General features: G+C 52.1%; 23 protein-coding genes. 4 read left to right on the top strand and 19 right to left on the bottom strand.

From position 1 onward, the window contains the following. Positions 1–20: 20 nt before the first annotated feature. From A0U42_RS07460 to A0U42_RS07435, 6 genes are all read right to left on the bottom strand, one after another. Positions 21–257, bottom strand: coding sequence for a FeoA family protein (locus A0U42_RS07460; RefSeq protein WP_044504160.1), 237 nt, complete (start codon positions 255–257; stop codon positions 21–23). A gap of 21 nt (positions 258–278) precedes the next feature. Continuing rightward, positions 279–572: a DUF2325 domain-containing protein gene (locus A0U42_RS07455; protein WP_044504161.1), complete on the bottom strand. Its 294-nt coding sequence runs from the start codon at positions 570–572 to the stop codon at positions 279–281. Between the two features lie 252 nt (positions 573–824). Then, on the bottom strand, positions 825–2,915 hold the full coding sequence (locus A0U42_RS07450) for a cation-translocating P-type ATPase (protein WP_065360475.1): 2,091 nt from the start codon (positions 2,913–2,915) through the stop codon (positions 825–827). Between the two features lie 2 nt (positions 2,916–2,917). Beyond that, positions 2,918–3,550 (bottom strand): HMA2 domain-containing protein, encoded by a 633-nt coding sequence (locus tag A0U42_RS07445; protein WP_065360474.1) that lies wholly within the window; start codon positions 3,548–3,550, stop codon positions 2,918–2,920. A gap of 2 nt (positions 3,551–3,552) precedes the next feature. Then, positions 3,553–3,837 carry an HMA2 domain-containing protein gene (locus tag A0U42_RS07440; protein WP_065360473.1) on the bottom strand — a complete coding sequence of 95 codons (285 nt, stop codon included), beginning with the start codon at positions 3,835–3,837 and terminating at the stop codon, positions 3,553–3,555. An 80-nt stretch (positions 3,838–3,917) separates the two neighbouring features. Next, a complete protein-coding gene (locus A0U42_RS07435) occupies positions 3,918–4,136 on the bottom strand; it encodes a hypothetical protein (RefSeq protein ID WP_044504165.1) in 219 nt (72 codons plus the stop codon). 312 nt (positions 4,137–4,448) lie between these two features. On the opposite strand from A0U42_RS07435, the gene A0U42_RS07430 reads away from it, so the two are divergent. Next, positions 4,449–5,168: a hypothetical protein gene (locus tag A0U42_RS07430; RefSeq protein ID WP_065360472.1), complete on the top strand. Its 720-nt coding sequence runs from the start codon at positions 4,449–4,451 to the stop codon at positions 5,166–5,168. Here A0U42_RS07430 and dprA read toward each other — a convergent pair. The 12 genes from dprA to hrcA all read right to left on the bottom strand — a co-directional run bounded on the left by dprA (position 5,163) and on the right by hrcA (position 16,623). Beyond that, a complete protein-coding gene (dprA, locus tag A0U42_RS07425; RefSeq protein ID WP_255304132.1) occupies positions 5,163–6,287 on the bottom strand; it encodes a DNA-processing protein DprA in 1,125 nt (374 codons plus the stop codon). The two genes, A0U42_RS07430 and dprA, sit on opposite strands and share 6 nt — an antisense overlap. A 13-nt stretch (positions 6,288–6,300) precedes the next feature. Continuing rightward, a complete protein-coding gene (locus A0U42_RS07420) occupies positions 6,301–7,806 on the bottom strand; it encodes a YifB family Mg chelatase-like AAA ATPase (RefSeq protein ID WP_065360471.1) in 1,506 nt (501 codons plus the stop codon). Positions 7,807–7,810: 4 nt separating this feature from the next. After that, positions 7,811–8,182, bottom strand: coding sequence for a YraN family protein (locus A0U42_RS07415; RefSeq protein ID WP_065360470.1), 372 nt, complete (start codon positions 8,180–8,182; stop codon positions 7,811–7,813). Between the two features lie 103 nt (positions 8,183–8,285). Next, positions 8,286–8,414 carry a hypothetical protein gene (locus A0U42_RS11815; protein WP_255304131.1) on the bottom strand — a complete coding sequence of 43 codons (129 nt, stop codon included), beginning with the start codon at positions 8,412–8,414 and terminating at the stop codon, positions 8,286–8,288. Continuing rightward, positions 8,411–8,755, bottom strand: a complete 345-nt coding sequence (locus A0U42_RS07410; RefSeq protein WP_065360469.1) for a histidine triad nucleotide-binding protein — start codon at positions 8,753–8,755, stop codon at positions 8,411–8,413. The genes A0U42_RS11815 and A0U42_RS07410 overlap by 4 nt, the downstream gene beginning before the upstream one ends. A gap of 49 nt (positions 8,756–8,804) precedes the next feature. Next, positions 8,805–10,112 (bottom strand): tRNA (N(6)-L-threonylcarbamoyladenosine(37)-C(2))-methylthiotransferase MtaB, encoded by a 1,308-nt coding sequence (gene mtaB, locus A0U42_RS07405; protein WP_065360468.1) that lies wholly within the window; start codon positions 10,110–10,112, stop codon positions 8,805–8,807. After that, positions 10,112–10,840 (bottom strand): 16S rRNA (uracil(1498)-N(3))-methyltransferase, encoded by a 729-nt coding sequence (locus A0U42_RS07400; RefSeq protein ID WP_065360467.1) that lies wholly within the window; start codon positions 10,838–10,840, stop codon positions 10,112–10,114. The genes mtaB and A0U42_RS07400 overlap by 1 nt, the downstream gene beginning before the upstream one ends. A 4-nt stretch (positions 10,841–10,844) precedes the next feature. Continuing rightward, positions 10,845–11,720, bottom strand: coding sequence for a 50S ribosomal protein L11 methyltransferase (gene prmA, locus A0U42_RS07395; protein WP_065360466.1), 876 nt, complete (start codon positions 11,718–11,720; stop codon positions 10,845–10,847). 20 nt (positions 11,721–11,740) lie between these two features. Further along, entirely contained in the window at positions 11,741–13,057 is a 1,317-nt protein-coding gene (gene dnaJ, locus A0U42_RS07390; RefSeq protein WP_255304130.1) for a molecular chaperone DnaJ, read from the bottom strand. Between the two features lie 23 nt (positions 13,058–13,080). Next, on the bottom strand, positions 13,081–14,934 hold the full coding sequence (dnaK, locus tag A0U42_RS07385; protein WP_044504173.1) for a molecular chaperone DnaK: 1,854 nt from the start codon (positions 14,932–14,934) through the stop codon (positions 13,081–13,083). A gap of 33 nt (positions 14,935–14,967) precedes the next feature. After that, the gene (gene grpE / locus A0U42_RS07380) at positions 14,968–15,570 is read right to left on the bottom strand and encodes a nucleotide exchange factor GrpE (RefSeq protein WP_065360465.1); all 603 of its coding nucleotides are present in this window, start codon (positions 15,568–15,570) and stop codon (positions 14,968–14,970) included. A gap of 18 nt (positions 15,571–15,588) precedes the next feature. Continuing rightward, positions 15,589–16,623 carry a heat-inducible transcriptional repressor HrcA gene (gene hrcA / locus A0U42_RS07375; RefSeq protein WP_044504175.1) on the bottom strand — a complete coding sequence of 345 codons (1,035 nt, stop codon included), beginning with the start codon at positions 16,621–16,623 and terminating at the stop codon, positions 15,589–15,591. A gap of 305 nt (positions 16,624–16,928) precedes the next feature. Here hrcA and A0U42_RS07370 point away from each other — a divergent pair, with 305 nt between their 5' ends. From A0U42_RS07370 to A0U42_RS07360, 3 genes are all read left to right on the top strand, one after another. Next, positions 16,929–17,333 carry an OsmC family protein gene (locus A0U42_RS07370; RefSeq protein ID WP_065360464.1) on the top strand — a complete coding sequence of 135 codons (405 nt, stop codon included), beginning with the start codon at positions 16,929–16,931 and terminating at the stop codon, positions 17,331–17,333. Between the two features lie 471 nt (positions 17,334–17,804). Then, positions 17,805–18,158 carry a MerR family transcriptional regulator gene (locus A0U42_RS07365; RefSeq protein WP_044504179.1) on the top strand — a complete coding sequence of 118 codons (354 nt, stop codon included), beginning with the start codon at positions 17,805–17,807 and terminating at the stop codon, positions 18,156–18,158. Between the two features lie 89 nt (positions 18,159–18,247). Next, entirely contained in the window at positions 18,248–19,288 is a 1,041-nt protein-coding gene (locus A0U42_RS07360) for a DUF362 domain-containing protein (RefSeq protein WP_065360463.1), read from the top strand. Between the two features lie 216 nt (positions 19,289–19,504). Here the strand turns inward: A0U42_RS07360 and A0U42_RS11810 are convergent, their stop codons facing one another. Beyond that, positions 19,505–23,689 carry an S-layer homology domain-containing protein gene (locus A0U42_RS11810; RefSeq protein WP_255304129.1) on the bottom strand — a complete coding sequence of 1,395 codons (4,185 nt, stop codon included), beginning with the start codon at positions 23,687–23,689 and terminating at the stop codon, positions 19,505–19,507. Between the last annotated feature and the right edge of the window lie 80 nt (positions 23,690–23,769).

Raw genomic sequence — 23,769 nt, 5'->3', positions numbered from 1 at the left:
GACTACTAAATACCCCCTTATTATTGATCCACGGCTACCGAAATCATAGCCGCTTCATTCATGCGCAAGGCCATAGCACAGCCTTTAATTTTGACTTCTACCGGATCTCCGAGAGGGGCCTTTTTAAAAACAGAAATACGAGAACCTTTGACGACACCCATATCAACCAGGCGATGTTGGATATTTCCCCGGCCTTCAAGGGCTTCGACAATACCTGACTGACCGACTTTCATGTCAGCTAACGAAACAATCTTCATGACTAACTCCCCTTTGCTTGCCTAGACGACGGCTTCCTCCGTCCTGGCTGCTAGTATAGTTTTCAGTGCACTTGAGCTGCTGGTATGGGAACGGACAATATCCACGTTCTTGCGCTGGGCTTCCTTCAGAGCGCAGCGGACCATACTGTGGCTCACGGTACTGGTAAACAACACCACGAGATCAGGCGACCCGATTTTCGACTTAAAATCACTGGGCACCTGAGTAAATACTTTGGCCTTATAATCGAATTCCTTGCAAATACGCTTATAACGGCACACCATGCAATCATTTCCACCTACGATGACGACACTCATTTACATCGCTCCTTTCAGCTCCGTAAATAATACTCACACATCCCTTCAGCTATTGATAATATATTTCATTACCAAATATATTATATATTTTTTCACATACTCTGTCAACACTTTGCTATTGAAATTCATTTGTAAAAAGAAAGAAGCGCACGAAAGTACGCTTCTTATCTTTACAAAATGCACCTTGATGCATCCTTTTGAATATATGATTATATATCCTAATTAAGACTTATTCTCTAAAATTAAGACTTTTTAGGCTCGACGTTTCGGCATGGATGGCCCGAGAATGCGAACACTGTTCAATACGACAGCCAAGGTGGCCGTATTGTGAATGACCGCGGCCCAGAGGGGGCTTATCTTCCCTAAGGCGCCGAGGAGCATAGCGGCCGAGTTTACGGCAATGGTCGCCGTAAAGTTCTGGTTAATGGCCCGCATCGTTTCCCGTCCGATATGGAGGGCATCATATAACTTAGCCGGGTCTTCCGAACGGATCGTAATGGCTGCCGATTCAGCAGCAATATCGGTTTTGTTTCCGCCGAGGCTGACGCCGATATCGGAAAACGCCAGAGCCGGCGCATCGTTGATGCCGTCACCAACCATCATGACGTTGCCTCTTTTTTGCATCTTCATGACGTAGTTGGCCTTTTCTTCCGGCAGGATTTCGGCGTAGTACGAGTCGATATCCATATCCTGAGCGACTTCTGCGGCGACGTCTTTCGAGTCACCGGTCAGCATGACGACTTCGTCGATGCCTAAGCGGCGCATGCGGTTCAAGGTCTTTTTCATGCCCGGCCGGATGGGGTCCTGAATGGTCAGGAAACCGAGGTACTGGCCGTCACGAGCGATGTACAGCAGGTTCTTACCCCATGTCTTATTGTCGGCAGTCGGCATGCCTTCGACCCCTTCTTCGATCATGAAGCGGCGGCTGCCGACCAGGACGTTTCCGCCTTCATAGTTTTCAAACGGCGGTACGACAGCCTTCATGCCCCGGGCAACGACGGTTTCTGACGAAGCATGAGGCGGTGTCTGCCAGCCTTTGGCATTGACGTACTTCTGTACGGCTACAGCCAGGGGATGGACGGAGTGCATTTCAGCCGAGGCGGCCAGGAGGATCATTTCTTTATCGCTGACGCCCTGGACCGTTTCGATGTGATCGATCTGAGGAACGCCCATGGTAATAGTGCCGGTCTTGTCGAGGACGACGGTGTCGATGTCGGCCAGGTTTTCGATGTAGTTACCGCCTTTGATAAGGATCCCTTTGCGAGCGGCGACGCCGATGGCTGCCGAAATGGCTGTGGCCGTCGACAGTTTCAGGCCGCACGAGAAATCGATGAACAGCAAATTGAGAACTCTTTGCCAATCTTTGGTCGCCCCGTAGACGATGGCTGCCCCGATAAAGGAGATCGGCACTAAGAGATTGGCCATCTTATCGGCAAAGTTCTGGACCGGCGCCCGGCGGGTCTGGGCTTCTTCGACGAGATGGATGATCTGGGCCAGGGACGTATCGGCGCCAACCTTTTCGACGCGGATGACGAGGTCTCCGGCTTCAATGACACTGCCGGCATAGACCGGCGACTTTTCCTGTTTGATAGCCGGATTCGATTCGCCGGTAATGGAAGCCTGATTGACAGCGGCGTTGCCGTCGACAACGGTACCGTCGACGCAGATCTTTTCGCCGAGATGAACGGCGATGAGGTCGCCCCGCTTCAGTGATTCTACGGGAACCTTGTGTTCCCTGCCGCCTTCAATGAGCCAGACGTCGCGCTGGTCGAGTTTTAAGAGACCGGAAATCTGACGGCGTGCCCGTTCGGCCGCATATTCTGTCATCATTTCAGCCCCGTTCGACAAGGCCAGGAGAGTCAGACTCGATTCCGGTTTCCCCGACAGGACCGAGGCAGCCACCGCCGTTGCCGTCAAGGTATCAGCGTTAGCCCGATGGTCTTTTACCAGGCTGAGGATACCGCTTTTAATATAGCGACGCGCGATGTATAAGGTAAAGAGTCGACGAAACAAGAGCATGGAACCGTAAAATTCCGGATTGACCTTGCGCAGGATGTTCATGGCGATGAAGCCGCCGACGGAGATGATGGCTTCCCGACGGTAAGTGGACACGTCCATGTCTTCCAGTTTTTCTTCTTTCTTACGACCGTATTTTTCTTCAAAAGCCCGGATAAACAGCTTCAAGGCCCGTACATCCAAGGTTTTGCGATAATAGACGGTGACCTTTTTTTCTTCGACAACGGCCGAGACGATATCCCGTACCTGGCGCAGCTTCACGCTCAGGATGGGACGCATGCGGCTCGGGATTTCGCTATGAAGAAAGATGGTATTGCACAGGTACATAACTATTCCCTCCTCAAGAGTGACAGGGCCCACCACAACATCTGCGGTCCCGACGGGCGCTGACCCATGAAAACGGTCTTTCGCAAGCCGCGAATGATCAAGAACAAGGCGGCAACTGTCGTCAAATCGAGAAGGTGATTTGATTTCTTTTTAATGATGCGGCTTAAAAAATCACCTGTCGCCCGGGCGACTTTGAGATATGTCGTATCGTCTGACTTCGGAGCCCGTTTTCGGTCCGCGTCATAGACGGCATTGATGATGCCTTCGACGGCATTGGGAAAGAGGCGGGAACGGAAGAAATCTTCCAAAAGATCCAGGGCAGCTTCACTTACTGCATAGACCAAAATACTGCCCGTAACGGTGTTGACCTCGATGGAACTGATACCGGTCATGACACCGATTTTCTTTTCCATGAATTCGGCCAACCCTGCATTGCCGACAAGGGACGCAGCCCGATAGCGACGACGGCCCGGGAGTGCAGAAACGCAGGCAAAGCGCGGCACATCAACCGGCTTTCCTCCTTGCATCGAAGGCGCACCGGCAAAGGCGCTGCCTCCCTTTTTCTTATTATGGAACAAGTCGTAAACGGCCTTTCCGATCGACGTGCCCACCATAAAACCTGAGGCGTATGACATAATCACCTTCTCCTTTCAGCATGGGTCATGATATAGTTTTCTACCCGAACGAGTTCTCGGTTTGTCCGCAAAAGCTGCGGCCGGTAAGTAATCAATACCGAACCCGTAAGGACGTTGATATCGACGTTATCGATTTCTTTATAGCTGGCAATATAGGCGTATACCTTGCGGCCCAATTCAGCATTGCCGATGAGTTTCTTACTGTGCAGGCGAATGCGGCCCGGTAAGTAAGACGAGATTGAGACAGAACGGATGATGAAGTCCCATTTCGACGTCGGAATAAACATAAACGCAGCCCTTTCTATCTTTTTACCCTTTAAAAAAGACCGTTACCGAAAGGCAACAGTCTTCTTTTGACAGTCTGTAATTATTTTGCCTGTGCGGCTTCCTGAGCTGCAATCATGTCTTCTAATTCTTCCTTCTGGCGCTGGAGTTCAGCGAGGGGAACGGACGCCGTCAAAGCGCCGGCTGCCGGCTGCTGCATAGCCAAGAGCTGCTGTTCACGTTCGGACATTAATTTGTAGCCGAAAACCCCTGCGACGACACCAATACCTAAGCCAATCCAAAAATCCGTATTCTGAAACATACGACACATCTCCCTTTTTAATAATCTATACCAAAATCTGCTTTCATTATAAAGTGTATTTCTTCACATGTCAATATCGTTTATCAGTTTCATTATAACTTTTTGGTCTAAGAAACCATAAAAAAAGATACTCCGCCCATATCGAAGTATCTTTTAGAATGCTCAAACCCTGTATTTTACTGATATTTTAAAGAGGATTCCATTTCTTTTACAGCCCAAATTTGCTATAATCAACTCATACCCCATGTATGAATCGGGTAAATATTGAAACCATGTCTTACTAATAGAACTAAATAGAAAGGTGTGACTCTCTTGTTCAATCCGTCTCTCTTCAAAAAGGTTCAGGAAGTAATCGCCGAAAACCCGGATAAACGGGTTCTCCCCCTTTCTTTCGATGGAATGAACTACTTTATCAAACGCCGCATGAGTAATGGCCGCAACGCCTTTGCCAAACAGAATCCGTCGGCCGCTTTTTGGTGTGAAGCCTATAAGATCATGACCGTCAATTCCCGCCTGCCCTTGGCTCCGAAAATTGTCCTTCTCGACGAGGATTTTTTCGTCATGGAAAATGTCGGCAGAACCCTTCAAGGCGTCGCCAAAGAAGAAGCCTATGCCGACGTCCGCCTCAAAGCCTTTACCAAAGCCGGAGAAAGCCTGGCCCGACTCCACGTCGCCGGACTGCACCACGGCCGCCCGGCCCTGCGCGATATCGCCTATGACCGTGAAACCGATGCCATTACCCTCCTTGACTGGGAAAACGAAAAGAAATTCATCCATGCGCCGGCCGCCGTCCTCGATCTCTTTCTCTTCGTTCACAGCTGTTTCCGTGAAAACTGGTCCGATCATGCCCTCATCGACGCCGCCATGACGGGCTATACCTCCGTCGAAGGCAGTAAGCGAACCCTCAAGGGGGTGAAAGAGCTCATTCACGACTACAATACTCTCTTCTATGTCTGTCACGTCCTGCGCCCCTTCGGCTGGATCGATGTCGTCTCCGTCGATAAGACGCGACACTACATTTCGCACCTATAATTGAATATTTGCCGCAGCACAGCGAATATAGCCGCCGGGGAGTTCCTCGACGGCTTTTTTGAGCTGCAGCCGAAGGAGGATGTGCAGCAGTTTGGGAAGAGGCAATCCCGTCGCGGGAAGCAAGTCTTCGGCCGGAATGGCCCGCTCCATCGATAGGGCCGCTAACACTTGTTTTTCCGTCTCATCGAGGTCGACCGCTTCTCCGGCCCCAGCGGCCGTCGGAATGAGCCATCCTCGATTTTGAAAGACCTGTAAAATATCCTCCGTATCGGTAAGAGCCATGGCCCCCATCTGCAGCAGGCGATTCGTCCCCTTACTGGTCTCGGCAAAAATACTGCCGGGCATGGCAAAGACATCGCGCCCCTCTTCTAAGGCAAAGTCGGCTGTAATGAGGGAGCCGCTGCCAAGGGCTGCTTCGATGACGACGGTGGCCGCCGCCATGCCGGCGATGATCCGGTTGCGGGCAGGAAAATGCTGGGCCCGCGGCTCGGTCCCAAAGGTATATTCCGAAAGGATAGCCCCGCCATGCTCGACAATATCTCGAAATAGCCGCTTATTTTCCCGCGGATAGGTCCGATCGAGGCCATTGGCCACGACGACGATCGTTCGCCCCTTCCCTTTCAAAGCTCCCGTATGAATGCGCGTATCGATGCCCCGGGCACCGCCGCTGACCAGGGTTATCCCCCGCTCAGCCAAGTTCATAGCCAAGGTTTCGGCAGCATTCAGTCCGTAAGGGCTGGCCTTTCGCGAACCGACCATAGCCAGGGTATACCGATCGGCTGCCAGCGTGCCCTGACAAAAGAGGATCAGCGGCGGCTGAGCAATGAAGGGCAGCCAGCAGGGATAGTCATCGTCCCACAAGGCAATGGGCCGGACGCCATAAAAAGAAAGTTTGCGGGAAAACCTGTCCCAATCAAAAACGTTACGTTCTTCAATAAGTTTACCAAAAGAAGCTGACGAAAATCGAAGCCGACGCCGCAGCTCGTCGTCCCACGGCGCATTCCAGGCAGCTTTAGCCGAACGATAACGGTCGAGGATCGTCTTCAAGCGCCGACTGCCAAGACCAGGAAGGGATTGCAGGGCCGCTGCATACATCGTTTCGTCCGTTACACTGCTCACAGCGTCACCTCCGTTACAGTTTATTGCGGTAGCTGATGGCTTCGGCCACATGACGTTCTTCAATCTCCTCGGCGCCGGACAGGTCAGCAATAGTCTGGGCCACCTTGATGAGCCGGTCGTAACTGCGGGCACTGAGGCGAAGGAGGTCAAAAGCCTCTTTCAGCATATCGCGGGCAGGCGGACTCAAACAGCACGTCTCCTTAATTTCCCGGTGCCCCATATGGGCATTGCAATAACAGTCATAAGGCGACAACCGTGCCGCTTGCCGCTCTCGAGCCAGAAGGACCCGGTCCCGTATCGTCGCCGACGCCTCGGCTCCACTGCTCGCTACCAGATCACCGTAAGCCGGCCGGGCTACGCGAACGTGGAGATCGATGCGGTCCAGCAAGGGGCCTGAAATCTTATGGGTATAGCGATGACGGTTGTTTTCAGAACACGTACAGTCGTCGTCAAATCCATAGCGGCCACAGGGACAGGGATTCATGGCCGCCACCAGGACGAACCGCGAAGGATAGGATAAGGCGGCATTGACTCGGGCGATGTGGACGATGCCGTCTTCCAGGGGCTGACGCAATACTTCCAGGACCGACCGGGGAAACTCCGGCAATTCGTCGAGAAAGAGGACACCGTGATGACTGAGTGTCACTTCGCCGGGATGCGGAATGGTGCCGCCGCCGACAAGACCGGCCCGGGAGATGGTATGGTGAGGACTTCTAAAGGGACGCCTTTGCATGAGCTGCCCTTCGCGAAGGAGTCCGGCGACGCTGTAGATTTTCGTCACCTCTAAGGCTTCCTTCTTCCCCAAGGGCGGCAAAATCGTGGGAATCCGTTTGGCCAACATGGTCTTGCCGCTTCCGGGCGGACCGATCATTAAAATATTGTGGCCTCCGGCAGCGGCGATTTCAAGGGCCCGCTTGGCCTCGGCCTGGCCTTGTACTTCGGAAAAATCGAGGTCGTAATCGAGGATATCTGACGCCCCTTCTTGTGCAGTTATGGGCTTTAAAGGCGCATCGCCTTTCAAATGGGCGGCAACGTGAGACAAGGACTCGGCCGTGTATACCGTAACGGACGGACAAAGTAGGGCTTCGGCGCCATTTTTCGGACTCACAAAAACGGACTTCACGCCTTGGGCAGCACTCTCGATGACCATAGGCAGGACGCCGTTTATGGGCCGTATCTCTCCATCGAGAGCCAATTCTCCTAAAAAGAGACAGTCCGTACAGGCTTCCAGGGGAATTTGGCCGCTCGATGCCAAGATAGCCACAGCCAATCCCAAGTCGAGGCCGGACGTATCCTTCTTCAAATCGGCCGGTGCCAAGTTGACCGTCAGGCGGCGCATGGGAAACTCATAGCCGCTGTTCTTAATGGCTGCCCGGACTCGTTCCTTGGCTTCTTTGACCGACGTCGAGGCCAAACCGACCAAATCAAAAGACGGCAAGCCGTTTGAAATATCCGTTTCGACGGCGATGACATGGCCGCCGAGGCCCAAGGTCGCAGCGCCTGAAATACGTGCAAACATGAGTTCACCGCCTTTCTGCCAAAAAAGCGTGAACGACGTGGCGAATAACGGGTTGGTCATCAGCTCCGGGCCAGACTTCGATGACGTCAAAACGACAGGGCTTATCCCATAGTCGGAACTGTTTCAGATAACCTGAGGCGACGGACGTGATTTTCTGCCGCTTCCGCCATTCGACGGCCTCACAAGGCCTGCCGTAACGCTCGGATCTTCGCGTCTTGACTTCGATAAAAACAAGGGTTCGTCCATGGTCGGCAATAATATCGATTTCACCCATGCGATTGCGGTAGTTGCAGCAGCGGATGCGATAATCCGTCTGATGCCGTATATAAGCCAGGGCCGCCTGTTCTCCATAATAGCCTAAAAGCTTTGTTTCCATGATACCTTCCCCTTTCACGTAGTTATTCCTTCCATTATAACCGTCACGGATTAAAGGGGCGTAAAAAAAAGACCCTCGCGGGTCTTTTTTCATGAAAGAATCATTAGATTTTATGAATGGCTAAAAAGACGACCAGGCCGATGAGGAGTACGATGGCGATAATACGAGTAATCGAGGCCAAGGAAATCCGAACAGCCTTCTGCGCCCTTCTTTGCGGCCGACGCTCACTCATACGCCGGGCCATGCCATTTCCTTGCCGCCTAAGATATGGGCGTGCATATGATGAACGGTCTGACCGGCTTTTTCTCCCGTATTGAATACGACGCGGAAGCCGTCCTTATCGAGGTTCATGACCTGAGCGACTTTCTGGATCGCATAGAGCATCTTGCCGGCTATATCGGCATCATCCGGCGTCAGGGCAGCAATACTCTGAATGTGTTTTTTGGGAATGACCAAAACGTGTACCGGTGCAACAGGATTGATGTCCTTGAAGGCGAAGAAATTGTCGTCTTCCCAAACCTTAGTGCTCGGGATATCCCCGGCGATGATCTTGCAGAAAATGCAGTCTTCCATAATAAATTCCTCCTTCTGGATACGGCAAATCAGGCTTGCGAGCCTTTCCTCAAAGGGCTTCGGCCAAGAGCTTCTTGCCATCCGTTCCGACAAGGGCTACGGAAACAACCGTCCGCTGTGCACCTTCGGGAAGGCCGCTGACGGCGACGCGTTCATAGTTTCCCGTAAAGCCTTCCCCTTCAGTCCTTTCCTGAGTTTCAATGAGGACAGACGCCTTGGTCCCGACGAGAGATTCGAGGAGCGCCGCTTTTTGACGGGCCGACAATTCATTGACCAATTCGACGCGGCGTTTCTTTTCAGCCGTATCGATTTGACCGCTCATGGTCGCAGCCGGCGTCCCTTTACGCGGCGAATAAGGAAAAGCGTGGATATGGGAAAAATTAAGGCGTTTCAGGGTCTCCATCGTCTCTTCAAAAAGGGCCTCGGTCTCACCGGGAAAGCCTAAGATCAGATCCGTTGAAACGGTCAGGCCGTCGATGCGGCTGCGCAGACGAGCGATTAAGGCTTCATATTCGGCAACGGTGTAATGGCGGTTCATAGCCTTCAACACGGCATCGGAACCCGCCTGAAGCGGCAGGTGCAGATGACGGCAAATCCGGTCCGAGCTGTTCATGACGGCAATCATATCGTCGTCGATTTCCAGCGATTCAATAGAACCCATGCGGATACGGGACACATCCGTTTCTTTGACCAGCCGGTCGAGGATGTGAGCCAGCGACGGATGATCGTCGAGATCACGACCATAGGCGCCGAGATGGATGCCGGTCAGGACGATTTCCTTAAAGCCGGCAGCGACGAGGCGCTTGGCTTCGGCAATGACGGCATCGGGACGGCGGGACTTCAAAGCACCGCGCGTATAGGGAATGATGCAGTAGGCACAGAAATTATTGCACCCTTCCTGAATTTTCAGGTCTGCCCGCGTATGCTCGACGGCCGACGGATAGAGGGGAATTTCCTCAAACTCATCGTGACGACGCACGTCATGGACGGCCGTAAAAGCTTCATCACGACCATTAGCGAGTAAATCACCGACGATAGAGACGATGCGTTTTCGTTCGTTCGTCCCGACGACGGCATCGACTTCGGGCATGGACGAAAGCAACTCCGGGTCAAGCTGGGCGTAGCAGCCGGTGACGATGACCTTAGCCGCTTCGTTGCGCTTCTTCGTCCGCCGAATGAGTTGACGTGACTTCTTTTCACCGACTTGGGTGACCGAGCAGGTATTAATGATATAAACATCGGCAGGGCCGTTAAAATCAGCTTCTTCAAAGCCAGACTGAAGAAATAAGCCCCGTATGCTGTCCGTATCGTATTGGTTGACACGACAGCCCAGGGTCGCAAAAGCAATAGTTGGCATTACTTGAATCCTCTTTCGTACATAATGATAGATAAGGCCGCCAACGACGCCGTTTCAGCCCGCAGGATCCGCGGTCCGAGAGAGACCGTGCGGCACCAGGCAAAGTGCTGTTCAGCGTAAGCGATTTCCTTTTCGGCATAACCGCCTTCAGGACCGATGGCGATGACGACATCACCGGTCCGCACGTCGCGGCAGGCTTCGGCCAGCGGCGCCGTTTCCCGTTCATAGGGAAGGATGCAGCGCGTATCGGCATAAGCGTCGACAAAGTCCGTAAAATTCATGACCGGTACCACTTCGGGCACGTCGTCGCGGCCGCATTGCTTAGCCCCTTCCAGGGCCAGGCGCTGCCACCGTTCAAGGCGGGACTTCTGCCGTTTATCATCTAATTTTACTACACAATATTCCATTTGTACAGGAACGATTCGGCTGGCGCCGAGCTCCGTCGCCTTCTGGATAACCCAGTCGAACTTGTCGCCTTTTAAGATACCGGCTGCCAAGGTGACCGCCCCTGCCGATGCCGCCGGCTCGGATAACTTTTTGGCCGGCGTCAAATAAGCCGAATGACCTTCGATGCGAGTAATGAAGCATTCATAGGTCGTACCGGTCACATCGGTGACGGGAATGGTGTCGCCTACGGTGTGGCGCAGGACGAGGACGACGTGACGGGCATCGTCGGCCGATAATTCAAAGGTCCCGCAAATGGGAAAATCCGTAAAAATCTTACGCATGATCTCACCTCGTCAATTTCACGGCATACCAGCCGCTTCGGAGCTGTTCATCAGCCCAATTAAATCCGGCTTCTTCAGCCGCCTGCCTTACGTCATCGATGCGGTCGTCGATGATGCCGCTGACGATGAGCGTACCACCGTCTTTTAAGTAAGGAGCCACCGTCGGTAAGAGAGCCAATACGGCGTTGGTCACCAGATTGGCCACGATGACATCAGCCTGTTGCCCCTTGGGAATAGCCGTCAAAAGGTCGCTGTTGGCGATAGACATCCGGTCTTCAACGCCGTTGAGGGCCGCATTGACCCGAGCCTGAGCGACGGCAGCGCTGTCAAAATCGACAGCTGCTACGTGAGCGGCGCCCAGCTTTGCCGCAGCAATGGCTAAGATGCCCGTGCCCGTGCCGATATCAAAGACGACGTCACCGGGCTGCACCGTGTCTTCCAGGTATTGGACACAGAGACAGGTCGTGTCGTGAAAGCCGCTGCCAAAAGCAAGGCCGGGATCGATGGTAAGGACGTCTTCATCAGGACCCGGCGATACCTTTTCCCAAGCCGGTTCCGCCCAGAAATGGCGGGAAATCTTCTTGGGATGGAAATGCTCCTGCCAGGCAAAGAGCCAGTCTTCGTCATTGACATTCTTCTCGATGACCTGCCAGTTACCGAGGTCGGCGCCGCGGCTTTCAAGGGCATTCATTTTTTCTCGAATCGTTTCCACCAAGCCTTCTTGTGTCAGCGGAAAATACGCTGTAATGCGAACGCGGCCCTCCGCATCCGACTGCTCATCGTCGATGACCGAGCCGTTGCTGCCGCATTCATAAACAAGAAGGGCCACCAAATCGGTGGCCACTGGGGAAACGAGCAAATCGACTTCATTCCATTGCATCGTCTATGCTCCCTTCATCTTTACAGATCTTCTTTTAATCGGGCCCAACTCCAACAGAAGTCGCCCCATACTTTCCGCAAGCTCTGAAACAGATCGTCTTTCAACTTGTTCCAGACACTTTTCTTGTTTTTCTTAGTATCTTTTTTGGTATTGCTCACAGCACTGTCATCGGCCTTTTTTTCAGCCGACTTTGGCTCCCCCACCCACGTTTCACCGCCGGCATAGGCGAATTCACGCAGGAGTTCCTGCTGTTTGTCGTTCAATTTCTTAGGGATGGAAACGGTGACCCGGACGTGGTGATCGCCACGGCGATTCTTGGCACCGAGGACCGGAATGCCCTTGCCGCGAATGCGGAACAAGGTACCAGTTTGCGTACCGGCCGGAATGTTCAACTCAATCTTTCCATCCAAGGTTTCGACAGGAATCTTGGTCCCTAAGGCTGCCTGGGCAAAGGAAATCGTTTCTTCTGACAGGATATCGCTTCCTTCACGGGCAAACTTCGGATCGCGGCGAACGAAGATGTAGACGTACAAATCGCCGTGACCGCCACCGCGGGTACCCGGTTCGCCTTCACCGGCAACGCGCAGGCGTGCGCCGTCATCGACACCGGCCGGGATCTTGATTTTCAGTTTCTTGCGAACCTTTACCGTCCCAGAACCATGACATTTCTTGCATTTGTCATGGATGATCTTGCCCGAACCGCCGCAGCGGCTGCAAGTGCGGACATTGACCATCTGGCCAAAGGGCGTATTCTGGACGACACGCTGCTGGCCTGTACCGTGACAGTCCGGGCAGGTATCGACCTTGCTGCCCGGTTCGGCACCTTCGCCGTGACAGTGGTCACACGTTTCTTCCTTAGGAACTTCAATTTCCATTTCCGTCCCAAAAGCAGCCTGTTTCAAGGCGATATCTACGTCATAGCGCAGATCGGCGCCTCGCTGAGGCCCGTTGGACGACTGCCGGCCGCCTTGACCGCCAAAGAAGGAATCAAAGATATCTTCAAAGCCGCCGAAGCCGCTCTGACCACCCTGGCCGAAACCGCCAAAGCCGCCAAATCCTCCGAAGCCGCCCTGGCCAAAACCGGCACCGGAACCGGCAGCATTCCCATTCTGGAATGCCGCCGGACCGAACTGGTCGTACTGGGCGCGTTTTTGCGAATTAGACAAGACGCTGTAGGCTTCGTTGATTTCTTTGAACTTTTCTTCAGCTGCCTTCGGATCATCAGGGTTGCGGTCCGGATGATACTTAAGGGCCAGCTTTTTAAAAGCTTTTTTTATTTCCGCATCGCTGGCGTCTTTGGAAACGCCGAGCACTTCATAATAATCTCTTTTGCTCATCTGAGAAGCCCCTCTTATCTATCTTACTTCTTATCGTCGTCGACTACGGTGTAATCGGCGTCCACTACATTGTCATCCTGCTTCTGGCTGTCACCGGCATCGGACTGAGCGCTGCCTTCCGGCTGTGCCTGCTGCGAAGCGGCGTCAGCATTCTTATACATTTCGCTGGTCAAGTCGTAAAGCGGTTTGGTCAAAGCTTCCGAAGCAGCTTTGATCTTATCGACGTCGTCGCTCTTTACAGCTTCTTTCAAGTCGGCGATTTTATCTTTGATTTCCGAAACTTTAGCAGCGTCGGCTTTATCGCCCATATCCTTGATGGTCTTTTCAGCCTGGTAAATGAGGGAGTCGGCGTTGTTCTTGGCTTCGATGCCTTCTTTACGTTTCTTATCTTCGGCTTCGTGAGCCGCAGCTTCTTTGACCATGCGGTCGATTTCGCTCTTATCAAGACCCGAAGAGGATTTAATGGTGATCTTCTGTTCCTTGCCCGTTCCGAGGTCTTTTGCCGAAACGTTTACGATACCGTTGGCATCGATGTTGAAGGTAACTTCGATACGAGGTACTCCACGGGGAGCTGCCGGAATGCCCGTCAGTTCAAAGCGGCCGAGGGTCTTGTTGTCCGCTGCCATTTCGCGTTCGCCCTGAAGGACGTGGACGTCAACGGACGGCTGGTTATCGGCTGCCGTCGAGAATACCTGGCTGCCGGAAGTCGGGATTGTCGTATTGCGGTCGATGATCTTAGTGAAGACACCACCAAGGGTTTCGATACCGAGGGACAACGGCGTAACGTCGAGGAGGAGAACGTCTTTGACGTCGCCTACGAGGACACCGGCCTGGATAGCAGCGCCGATAGCAACGCATTCGTCAGGGTTTACACCCTTGCTCGGTTCTTTGCCGAGGATCGATTTGATGGCGTCCTGAACGGCCGGAATACGGCTGGAGCCGCCGACGAGGATGATCTTGTCGATTTCGTCGATGCTGAGACCGGAGTCGGCAATAGCTTTCTTGGTCGGTTCCATCGTAGCATGAACGAGGTCTTCCGTCAGTTCGTTGAATTTAGCACGGGTCAACGTCAGGTCGAGATGTTTCGGGCCCGAAGCGTCAGCCGTAATGAAAGGCAGGTTGATGTTGGTCGAAAGGACCGTCGACAATTCGATTTTTGCTTTTTCAGCAGCTTCTTTCAAGCGCTGGTCTGCCATCTTATCCTGCGAGAGGTCGATGCCGGTCTGTTTCTTGAATTCGTCAACCATCCAGTCCATGATCTTGTTGTCGAAGTCGTCGCCACCGAGTTTCGTGTTGCCGTTGGTAGCCTTTACTTCAAAGACGCCGTCGCCCAGTTCCAGGATCGAGACGTCGAAGGTGCCGCCGCCGAGGTCGAATACGAGGATCTTGCCGTCGCCGCCTTTATCGAGGCCGTAAGCGAGAGCTGCTGCCGTCGGTTCGTTGACGATACGGAGAACGTCGAGACCGGCGATCTTGCCGGCGTCTTTCGTAGCCTGACGCTGGCTGTCGTTGAAGTAAGCCGGAACGGTGATAACCGCCTGGGTTACTTTTTCGCCCAAGTAGCTTTCAGCGTCTTCCTTCAATTTCTGAAGGACCATAGCCGAAATTTCCTGAGGCGTATAATTTTTGCCCTGAACGTCAACGGTGTAGTTTTCACCCATGTGACGTTTAATCGAGGCAATGGTGTTTTCCGGGTTAGAAACGGCCTGGCGTTTTGCCAACTGGCCGACGAGGCGTTCGCCGGTCTTCGAGAAACCGACAACCGACGGGGTGAGACGAGAACCTTCCGTATTCGTGATGACCGTAGGTTCGCCGCCTTCCATAACAGCGACTACGGAGTTTGTCGTACCTAAGTCAATACCAATAACTTTGCTCATAAAAGATTCCTCCATTCTTATACTAAACGATAATTAACCGTTAAATGCAACTTTTACCATGGCCGGACGCAAGGTCTTTTCGCCCAGGAGATAACCTTCCTGGAGGACCTCTACGACGATATCGTCGTCGTATTCGTCACTGGGCACACGCATGACAGCCTGATGATAATTAGGATCGAAAGGTTTACCGACAGCTTCGATTTTCGTGACCCCTTCCTTTTCAAGGACGGCCATCAGCTGTTTGTAAATCATTTCATAGCCTTCGATAAAGGAGTGTACATCATCGGAAACGGCATCTGTCGGAGCCTTGAGGGCCCTTTCAAAATTGTCGATGACCGGCAGGATCCGGCCGAGGACATCCATTTTGACGACTTCCGAAATCTGAAGCTTTTCGGAAGCAGTACGCTTCTTATAGTTGGCAAAATCAGCCTGCAGGCGAACGAACTGCTGTTCAAACTTCGCGGCTTTTTCCGCATCTGCCTTATCAGCAGCTTCTTTGGCATCCGGTCCCGTCGTTTCAGAGCCCTCATCTGCCGCCTGAGCGTCTACGGCTTCGGCTTTTTCCTTGGCAGCGTCTTCCGCCACTTTATTCGCTTCTTCCTGTAATACAGTATCTTTTTTCTCTTCGTTACTCATCTCGTTCGGTACTCCTCCTTACGTCTCGTCCTGGTAATGGGACAGCATCTGAGTCATATGCTGTTTCATGAAATCCAACAGGCCGATGATCTTGGCATATTCCATTCGTGCCGGCCCTAAGACGGCCAGCTTGCCGAGAACGACATCGTGATCGGTGAAGGTCGCTTCAATGATGCTGCAGTCGTTAATGGGCGACAGCTTCGTTTCCTCGCCGATGCGGACGGTAACGGACTGCCCTTCGCCTTCATCGTGGAGGATGTTGGCGACGATGTCCTGTTCTTCCAGCATGGTAAAGAGGCTCTTGGCCTTGTCGACGTCCTTAAATTCCGGTTTGTTGAGCAGTTCCGTCGTACCGCCTTTGTAGAAATGCTCGCCTTGGCGGCGGGTCTGCTCCATGGCCCGGAAGGCCAGTCGATAGAGTTCGACGTCGTCGACGATGGTTTCATGAAATGTTTCGATAGCCTTTTCATCGATGCGGTCCATGGCCGTACCGGTCAAATAGTTGGTCAGCTTCTGAGCGATGATGTTCAAATCGTCCATGCTGGCCCCGCTGGGTTTCGGGTAAATACAATTTTCAACTTGTCCCGTGTCGGTGACGACGATCATGATAGCCCGCCTGTCATCAAGGGGCAAAAAGCGGATGTACTTCAACTTCGAGTTGAGCCGCTCCGACGCCATGATCAAGGTGACGTTGTGTGTAATCCGGGCCAGGAGCTTGGCCGTCGACTGAAAGATTTCATCGACACTGCTCAGCTTATCCTGAAACCAGGACTGGACGAATTGCTTTTCCGCTTCCGTAATCTTCGTCGGCTTGAGGAGGCAGTCGACATAGAGCCGATAGCCTTTCAAGGACGGGACACGGCCGGCCGACGTGTGGGGCTGTTCCAAATATCCCATCATTTCCAGATCGAACATTTCGTTGCGGATCGTCGCCGGGCTTATGCCCAAATCATACTTACGGGCAATCGTCCGCGACCCGACAGGTTCGGCAGATGCGATATAGTCCTGAACGATGACTTGCAGTATCTTCTGTTTGCGTGCATCTAAGTTCATGACGATATCACCTCTGCTCATTTGACTTTTCTTAGTGTTCTGACTATTTGACCTCTAAGACTATATATAAGATAGCATGACCCCATTCTTTTGTCAAGCGTTTATAGTCAAAAAGTCAAAAGAAATATAAAAATAGACAAAGACCGCATAAACTCCTCTTTTCCCCCATAAATTTGCCATGAAAAGAAGTCGTAAAATCTGGGAAGTTCTCTTCAGATCTATGGTATAATCAAGGAAAGGGCAATCCGTCAAGAACGCCCTATATATAACATTAACTTAAGTATCGTCTAAAAGGAGGAACTACCATGTCTCATGTAACATTCAAAGGTAACCTGAGAAACGAATTACACGACGCCAAACAGAAACAGACTATCATCACTGACGGTCCGAAGAGTCACGGCGGCCTCGAAGAAACGTACTCCCCCGTAGAATTACTGGCTGATACCTACGCATCCTGCGCCATCACCATCATGGCAGCCGTTGCCGCACAAACGGGCTGCGACCTGACCGGAACCTATGCCGATACGGAAACGTCCGTCAACGAGAAAGACTTCCGGATCGAACACATCGGCGTCCACTTCCATTTACCGAAATCCGTCGATGAAAGCCAGCGCAGCGCCATCGAAGCCACGACAAGAGATATGTGCATCGTCGGCCGCAGCCTCCATCCCGACATCAAAAAAGATTTGACCTTCACCTACGACGCATAAGAAATCTTTGCAGGTATCACAAATTCATCCTTGATAGAGTAAACGGCCCCGTAAGATCAGACGAAAAATCTGACCTTACGGGGCCTTTCTTGTCTCACAAAGATAGTTGCTATTTATTTTCCTGTTTTACTTTCACCAATTTTTCCCGGTAAATGGCTTCCAGCTTATTCTAAAAACCAGTCGGTATCCCTAATATCCACTCGAGTTTTTCAGCCATATCCGGAGTTAATTGATTCTCAAGAACAATCAAGACTCGCCAAGATCGACAGCCGCGAGCTCATCACCAATGCTTCCCCAACCTATCTGATTGTGTTCACGGAAATCTTATTCTTAATATTTCGCTTTCAATATCCGGCCCCGGCATCACCGTAAAATGACGGTCATCAAAAAAACTATCCTATAATTTATTTTTTTGTCTTGACTTAGAGACGACTCCAATAGCTATAATGTAAATCAAAAGGAGGGACTACCTTGAAAATAAAAGATGTAAGTGAACAATTACATATTTCGCCGGACACGCTTCGTTACTACGAAAAAATCGGGCTCATCCGCAATGTGCCCCGCGATAAAAACGGCATTCGCGACTACAGTGAAGAAAACTGCAAGAGCATCGCCTTCATCAAATGCATGCGGGCAGCCAACGTTTCTATCTCCGGCCTGACGCGCTATATGGAGCTTTTCGAGAAAGGCGACGCCACTCGTAAGGAACGGCGGCAAATTTTAGTCAATGAACGAAACCAACTCCAGAGTAACTTGCAGGACATCCAAGATGCCTTGAGCCACTTGGACTGGAAAATCAAATTATACGACGAAGGAAAGTTCTAGTATTTTTGCAAACATTTTGCAGGAAAGCTTATTTCTCTTTATCGCCGCAAATTTTGACACCGGTTCCATCATTCACACAGGAGGTACTTATGGAAAATATAACGCGGCGCGGCTTTTTAAAATTAGCCGGCAGTGCGGCCCTCGGCCTTGCTTTAGGCAAAGCCAACATTCTGCCTGCCATGGCCCAGGCTCCGGTCGTAGGCAGTCAGGAAACGACGTCTCAATCCGGTCAGGCCGGCTCCTATGCCAAGGTCTATTACACCAAGCACATCGACGCCGAACACCTGATTAAATTGTATCAGAAGATCAATGAAGGCATTTACGGCAAGACGGCCATCAAAGTCCACACAGGCGAACAACACGGCCCGTATATCCTGCCCCGGGACATGGTCAAAGCCTTCCAGGCCCAGGTCCCCGACAGCAATATCGTCGAAACGAATACCCTCTACCCGGGCGACCGCGACACGACGGAAAAACACCGCCGGACCTTAGAGGTAAACGGCTGGAATTTCTGCCCCGTCGACATCATGGATGAAAAAGGCAACGTCATGATGCCCGTCCGCAACGGCCTCCATTTCTCGGAAGTATCCTTAGGCCGCAACATCACTAATTACGACTCCATGATCGTCCTGACCCATTTCAAAGGCCACGCCATGGGCGGCTACGGCGGATCACTGAAAAATATCGCCATCGGCTGCGCGGACGGTCAGGTCGGCAAGCGGCAAATCCACGCCTTCCATGAATCGCGGACTCCCGTCGGTTCTGACTGGTCGGACAATATGGTCCTCGAAGAAGGTTTTATGGAAAACATGGCCGACTGCGGCAAGGCCATTTGCGACTATTTTGGAAAACACATCGTCTTCCTCAACATCCTGCGCGCCATGTCCGTCGACTGTGACTGCGCCGGCACTTCGGCAGCCAAACCGGTCATCCCCGATTTGGGCATGATGGCTTCGACGGATATCTTGGCCATCGATCAGGCCAGTGTCGACATGGTCTATGATCAGCCGGAAAGAGATAAACACGATCTCGTCGAACGGATCGAATCCCGCCACGGCCTGCATCAAGTGACGGCCATGCGAAAATTAAAGATGGGCAATGACAAATATCAGTTGATCTCCATCGACTAAGTCCCTTTTCAAAGAGACTACCTTCTAAATAGAATACGGCAAAAAGGCCCTGTGCCCCCTACACCATCTTGTCGGTGTCGGAGAAGCACAGGGCCTCTTTTTTGATTTCTAAGTGCTGCAGAACCTATATCTGCAAAAAAATTGCGGCTGCCAAAAGGCAGCCGCAACTTTATATGAGAATCAGAAGATCCTCCAGAGGAACCCTTAGAAACAGGATTAGTTTTGCTTGTTTTCCGGAACGATGCGGACACGCTGGATGGTCGGTTTCCCGTCTTTATCTTTAGCGATCGTATCGATGCGGATGTACTTGAGTTCTGCAGAGAATTCGTTGGCCAAGCGATCCAACGTATCGTCGCCCTGGAGGGCTGCATTCGAGGCAGCGCCTGCCATGATGGCACGATAGACAACAGCTGCGAATTCATAACGCGTCATCATGCGGTTACCATCGAAGTTTCCATCCGGATATCCTTCGATAATGCCGAGCTGATGAAGCTTAGTAACGTATTCGTAAGCCCAGTGGTTAGCCGGAACATCCGGGAAGAGTTCGCTGCCTTTGGACTCAATCGTACCAGGATTCTGGCCGGTCAACTGATTAATCATTTGACTCTGACGATTGACGATGTCTTCGAGTTTCGCTACGTCATCACGGAGGTGTTTGATTTCCTTAGCCATGCCAACGCGAGAATTCGATACGTTGTTGCCCTGGCCTAACTTGAAGGAAACACCGGCATTGATCATGTTTTCACCGCCACCGATGGTGCCGCCGACCGAGAAGGTAGTATCTTCGTTCGGTTTGTAGAAGGCACCGAAAGCACCGGCGTTAGCGCCGCGGTAGTGGCCATAGCCGAAGGCGAAATCCCACTTATCATCAGGATCGAAGTCCTGCGGATGGAGGGCTGCCAAAGCGGCTGCACCAGCACCGACGCGGTTGATGCGGTTATCCAGTTTATTGACTTCTCCGCCCAGGTTGTTGATAGCCTGGTCGCGGAGAGCCAACTGGCCGCCATTGATGGCTTCCGTCGAACCGGCTGCTACCGTACCGTCAGCAACACCGCTTACGACGTTGTTACCCATGTTGACATTGCTGTCCTGAATGGTGATCGTACGGTCGCTGTCTACGGTCTTGATGGTGACACCGTTGTTATTAATCGTCGTATTGCCCGTTGTAACACTGTCGAGGTCTTTCAAGTCCTTCGCCAGTTTGATGTCGAGGCCATCACCGCTGCTGTTTCTTACAACACCGATGTTGCCGCTGGACAGTTTAGACGTATCGGCGCCGCCGTTGAGTTTCAACGTATCGCCCAGGCCTACGGTGACGCTGTTGTCTGCGCCGTCATCGCCTTGGAAGACACGGCCTTTGCTGACCTTGTCATCTACGACTTTCAGCTGATCTTCCGTAGCAGCACGGCCGGACTGGATATTATTGCTATCCCACTTGGTGTTGTCCAACCCAGTGAGGTAGTTGCCCGTTGCCGGATTGCCATCGTTTGCCGTGTTTGCCTGGTTGCCCAGAACGGCACCGCCTGCAGAAATCTGGCCTTTAGAGCCGTCCAGTTTGACCTGGTTATCGCCGCTGCCGGCCGTAACGGTGGCACCGTTGCCGTCGATATTGACCTGCTTGGATGCATCACTATTGTCACCAAGAGTAATGTTATCATTCAGGTTAACCTTGTTATCAGCATCTACGGTGATGTTCTTACCGGACTGAGCTTTCGCTGCGTCGGCTACTGCATTGGCAATGTTCTTAACATCACCGATGTTAGCTCCATTCGTATCCGTATTATACGTCGGTTTACCGGCAGCATCGACACCGTCAGCACCGCTGGCTACGTTTTTGATTTGCGTATTTCCGGCATTGATGCCACTATAGTCGATAGAAATACCGGAATCATTGATAGTAATCTTATCAGTCGCAACACCATCATTATTGAGAACAGTGTTACCAATTGAGAGGGAACCATCTTCACCAAGATTCACATCTTTATTCAAGCCAACTTCAATCTTTCCGTCTTTAACGGAGGTTACGGTATTACCGTCACCGGCAATGGCAATCGTGTCGCCTAAATTCTGTTTTACAGAGTTGTTGTCGTCAGCACTTAAGGCGAAACCGCCGCCCTTAGTCGCATCTTTGATGTCGTCGACCGCATTATTGACTGCGTTGTTCAAATCACCGATATTGGCTGCGTTGTTGTAGTTTTCCTGACCGGCTACGCTTGTATCATAAGTCTTACCAGTCGTGCCGCTGGCCACATTCGTGATCTGATTGCCACCGTTGTTGAGACCTTTATCAGTCAAGGTGACTGACGACGTACCGCTGCCGATGGTCACACCGCTGTTGTTGATTACAGTGTTACCCATGGTTACGGAACCGGTATCACCGAGGTTCAGGTCTTTATTGAGCTTAATGAGAAGCTGTCCATTTTCTCCATCCTGGCTGGATACGACACCGATGTTGCCATCCGTGAGGTCAGCTTCATTCTTAGCATTGCCTTTGACGTTAACCTGGTTGTTCAGCTTAACCTTAGAGGTATCACCGAAGTCACCGCCGTACTTCATGCCGTCACTCAGCGTAGCGACCGTCTGATCACCTACGGTAATTCTATCTACCGGAGTATCAGATACGTTATTAACAGGATCAGCCACTTTAATCGTTACCGTCGCGCCCGGTGTTCCGTCAGCTCCGGCAGGGCCGGTCAAGCCGATGGAGCCGTCAGCGCCGTTGATAACGACGGCCGAGCCGTCTTTACCGTTGACGCCAATCTTACCGTCGACACCGTCTGTACCGTCAGCACCGTCTTTGGCACCGATGGAGAGGTCATTGCTCAGGCCTACGGTAATCTTACCGTTTTCAGCATCTGCCGTGGTCGTGATATTCTGACCGTCACCGGCAATCTGAATGGTCTTGCCCAGATTCTGCTTAACAGCGTTGCCGCTGTCATCGGTCAGGCCGAAGCCTCCCGTTGCATTTTCACTGGTACCATCCATAATGGCATCGCTTACGGTCTTCAGCTGATCTTCCGTAGCTGCACGACCGGTTACGATATCCGGATTGGATACATTCCATTCGGTATTTTCCAAACCGGTTACATAGCTGCCTTCTTGAGCAACGCCGCCGGCTGTAGTTTCAGTCTGATTGCCGATGGTAGCCTTGCCGGCAGTTACGGTATTCAAACCGGTAATGTCTTTCGCCAGGCGAACGGTCAGTTTGCCATTGTCGCTGTCTTGTTCAGCAACGATGCCAATGTTGTTGTCCGTAGACAACTTGGTAGTATCCGTTTCTCCGCCGACAATATTAACGGTCTTATTCAGTTTAACAGCGGCAGAACCGGTATCACCGGTATACCTCATGCCGTCATCAAGGGTGGCTACTTCGTGATTTGCACCATTCGGGTCGGTGTAGATGATACGAGTCATCGTTTCACCGTCTTTACCGTTGACGCCAGGCTGTCCCGGAGTCGTATAGATGTCGGTCATGCCGTCTTTGCCGTTGAGGCCGATGTGGCCTTCAGCGCCGTCGACGCCATCGACACCGTCTTTACCGGTAATGGTGACGCCGTCTTTGCCGTCAGCACCTTTGACGGAAATACCGTCCGTGCCGTTGATAACGACGGACGAGCCGTCTTTACCGTTAACGCCGATAGTGCCGTCGACACCATCTTTACCGGCTTCACCTTTGGTACCGATGGAGAGATCATTGCTCAAGCCTACGGTAATCTTACCGTTTTCAGCATCAGCTGTAGTCGTGATGTTCTGACCATCACCTACGATGCCAAGGGCTTCACCCAAGTCACGATGAACGGTTTCACCACTATCAGCCGTGAAGTCCATGCCTTTATTGGTCAAATCGGACTTCGCCGTTTCAGTGATATTTTTAACATCGCCGATGTTCACTCCGTTGGTATCGGTATTGTAGGTCGGGTTGCCGTCAGCATCAACACCATCGGAACCACTGCCTACGTTAGTGATCTGATTGCCGCCGTTGTTGAGACCGCTGTTAGTAAGGCTTACGGCGGTATCGCCACTACCGATGGTCATACCGATGTTGTTGACTACGGTATTCCCTACAGTTACGGAACCGGTAGAACCTAAGTTGATGTCTTTATTGAGCTTAACCGTTAAGAGGCCATTGTCGCCATTTTGGCTGGATACAACGCCGATGTTACCGGTCGTGAGGTTGGCTTCAGACGTTGCTTCACCCTTTACATCAACTTGATTATTCAATTTAACCTTGGATACCGTACCGAAGTCACCGCCGTACTTCATGCCGTCGCTTAAGGTAGCCACAGTCTGACCACCGACAGTGATACGGTCAACCGGCGTACCGGTTACGTCGTTAACGCTAGGTCCGGCTGCAATAGTAGCCGTTGGCTGCGTTCCGTCAGCTCCGGCAGGGCCGGTCAAGCCGATAGTACCGTCAGCGCCGTTGATAACGACGGACGAGCCGTCTTTACCATTGACACCGATTGTGCCGTCGACACCGT

Source organism: Megasphaera sp. DISK 18, assembly GCF_001682955.1.
In the GTDB taxonomy this organism is placed as follows: domain Bacteria; phylum Bacillota; class Negativicutes; order Veillonellales; family Megasphaeraceae; genus Megasphaera; species Megasphaera massiliensis.
The sequence above is the reverse complement of the archived record's forward strand: the minus strand, read 5'-3'. Positions and strand labels throughout refer to the sequence as shown.

Excerpts from the sequence above, each read along its gene's own strand:
- A0U42_RS07435 (WP_044504165.1), bottom strand. The coding sequence starts at position 4,136 with ATGTTTCAGAATACGGATTTTTGGATTGGCTTAGGTATTGGTGTCGTC.
- A0U42_RS07410 (WP_065360469.1), bottom strand. The coding sequence starts at position 8,755 with ATGGAAGACTGCATTTTCTGCAAGATCATCGCCGGGGATATCCCGAGC.
- A0U42_RS11815 (WP_255304131.1), bottom strand. The coding sequence starts at position 8,414 with ATGAGTGAGCGTCGGCCGCAAAGAAGGGCGCAGAAGGCTGTTCGGATT.
- A0U42_RS07370 (WP_065360464.1), top strand. The coding sequence starts at position 16,929 with ATGTCTCATGTAACATTCAAAGGTAACCTGAGAAACGAATTACACGAC.
- A0U42_RS07455 (WP_044504161.1), bottom strand. The coding sequence starts at position 572 with ATGAGTGTCGTCATCGTAGGTGGAAATGATTGCATGGTGTGCCGTTAT.
- A0U42_RS07360 (WP_065360463.1), top strand. The coding sequence starts at position 18,248 with ATGGAAAATATAACGCGGCGCGGCTTTTTAAAATTAGCCGGCAGTGCG.
- dnaK (WP_044504173.1), bottom strand. The coding sequence starts at position 14,934 with ATGAGCAAAGTTATTGGTATTGACTTAGGTACGACAAACTCCGTAGTC.
- grpE (WP_065360465.1), bottom strand. The coding sequence starts at position 15,570 with ATGAGTAACGAAGAGAAAAAAGATACTGTATTACAGGAAGAAGCGAAT.
- A0U42_RS07460 (WP_044504160.1), bottom strand. The coding sequence starts at position 257 with ATGAAGATTGTTTCGTTAGCTGACATGAAAGTCGGTCAGTCAGGTATT.
- hrcA (WP_044504175.1), bottom strand. The coding sequence starts at position 16,623 with ATGAACTTAGATGCACGCAAACAGAAGATACTGCAAGTCATCGTTCAG.
- dnaJ (WP_255304130.1), bottom strand. The coding sequence starts at position 13,057 with ATGAGCAAAAGAGATTATTATGAAGTGCTCGGCGTTTCCAAAGACGCC.
- prmA (WP_065360466.1), bottom strand. The coding sequence starts at position 11,720 with ATGCAATGGAATGAAGTCGATTTGCTCGTTTCCCCAGTGGCCACCGAT.
- A0U42_RS07400 (WP_065360467.1), bottom strand. The coding sequence starts at position 10,840 with ATGCGTAAGATTTTTACGGATTTTCCCATTTGCGGGACCTTTGAATTA.
- A0U42_RS07440 (WP_065360473.1), bottom strand. The coding sequence starts at position 3,837 with ATGTTTATTCCGACGTCGAAATGGGACTTCATCATCCGTTCTGTCTCA.
- A0U42_RS07415 (WP_065360470.1), bottom strand. The coding sequence starts at position 8,182 with ATGGAAACAAAGCTTTTAGGCTATTATGGAGAACAGGCGGCCCTGGCT.
- A0U42_RS07445 (WP_065360474.1), bottom strand. The coding sequence starts at position 3,550 with ATGTCATACGCCTCAGGTTTTATGGTGGGCACGTCGATCGGAAAGGCC.
- A0U42_RS07450 (WP_065360475.1), bottom strand. The coding sequence starts at position 2,915 with ATGTACCTGTGCAATACCATCTTTCTTCATAGCGAAATCCCGAGCCGC.
- A0U42_RS07420 (WP_065360471.1), bottom strand. The coding sequence starts at position 7,806 with ATGTTTGCACGTATTTCAGGCGCTGCGACCTTGGGCCTCGGCGGCCAT.
- mtaB (WP_065360468.1), bottom strand. The coding sequence starts at position 10,112 with ATGCCAACTATTGCTTTTGCGACCCTGGGCTGTCGTGTCAACCAATAC.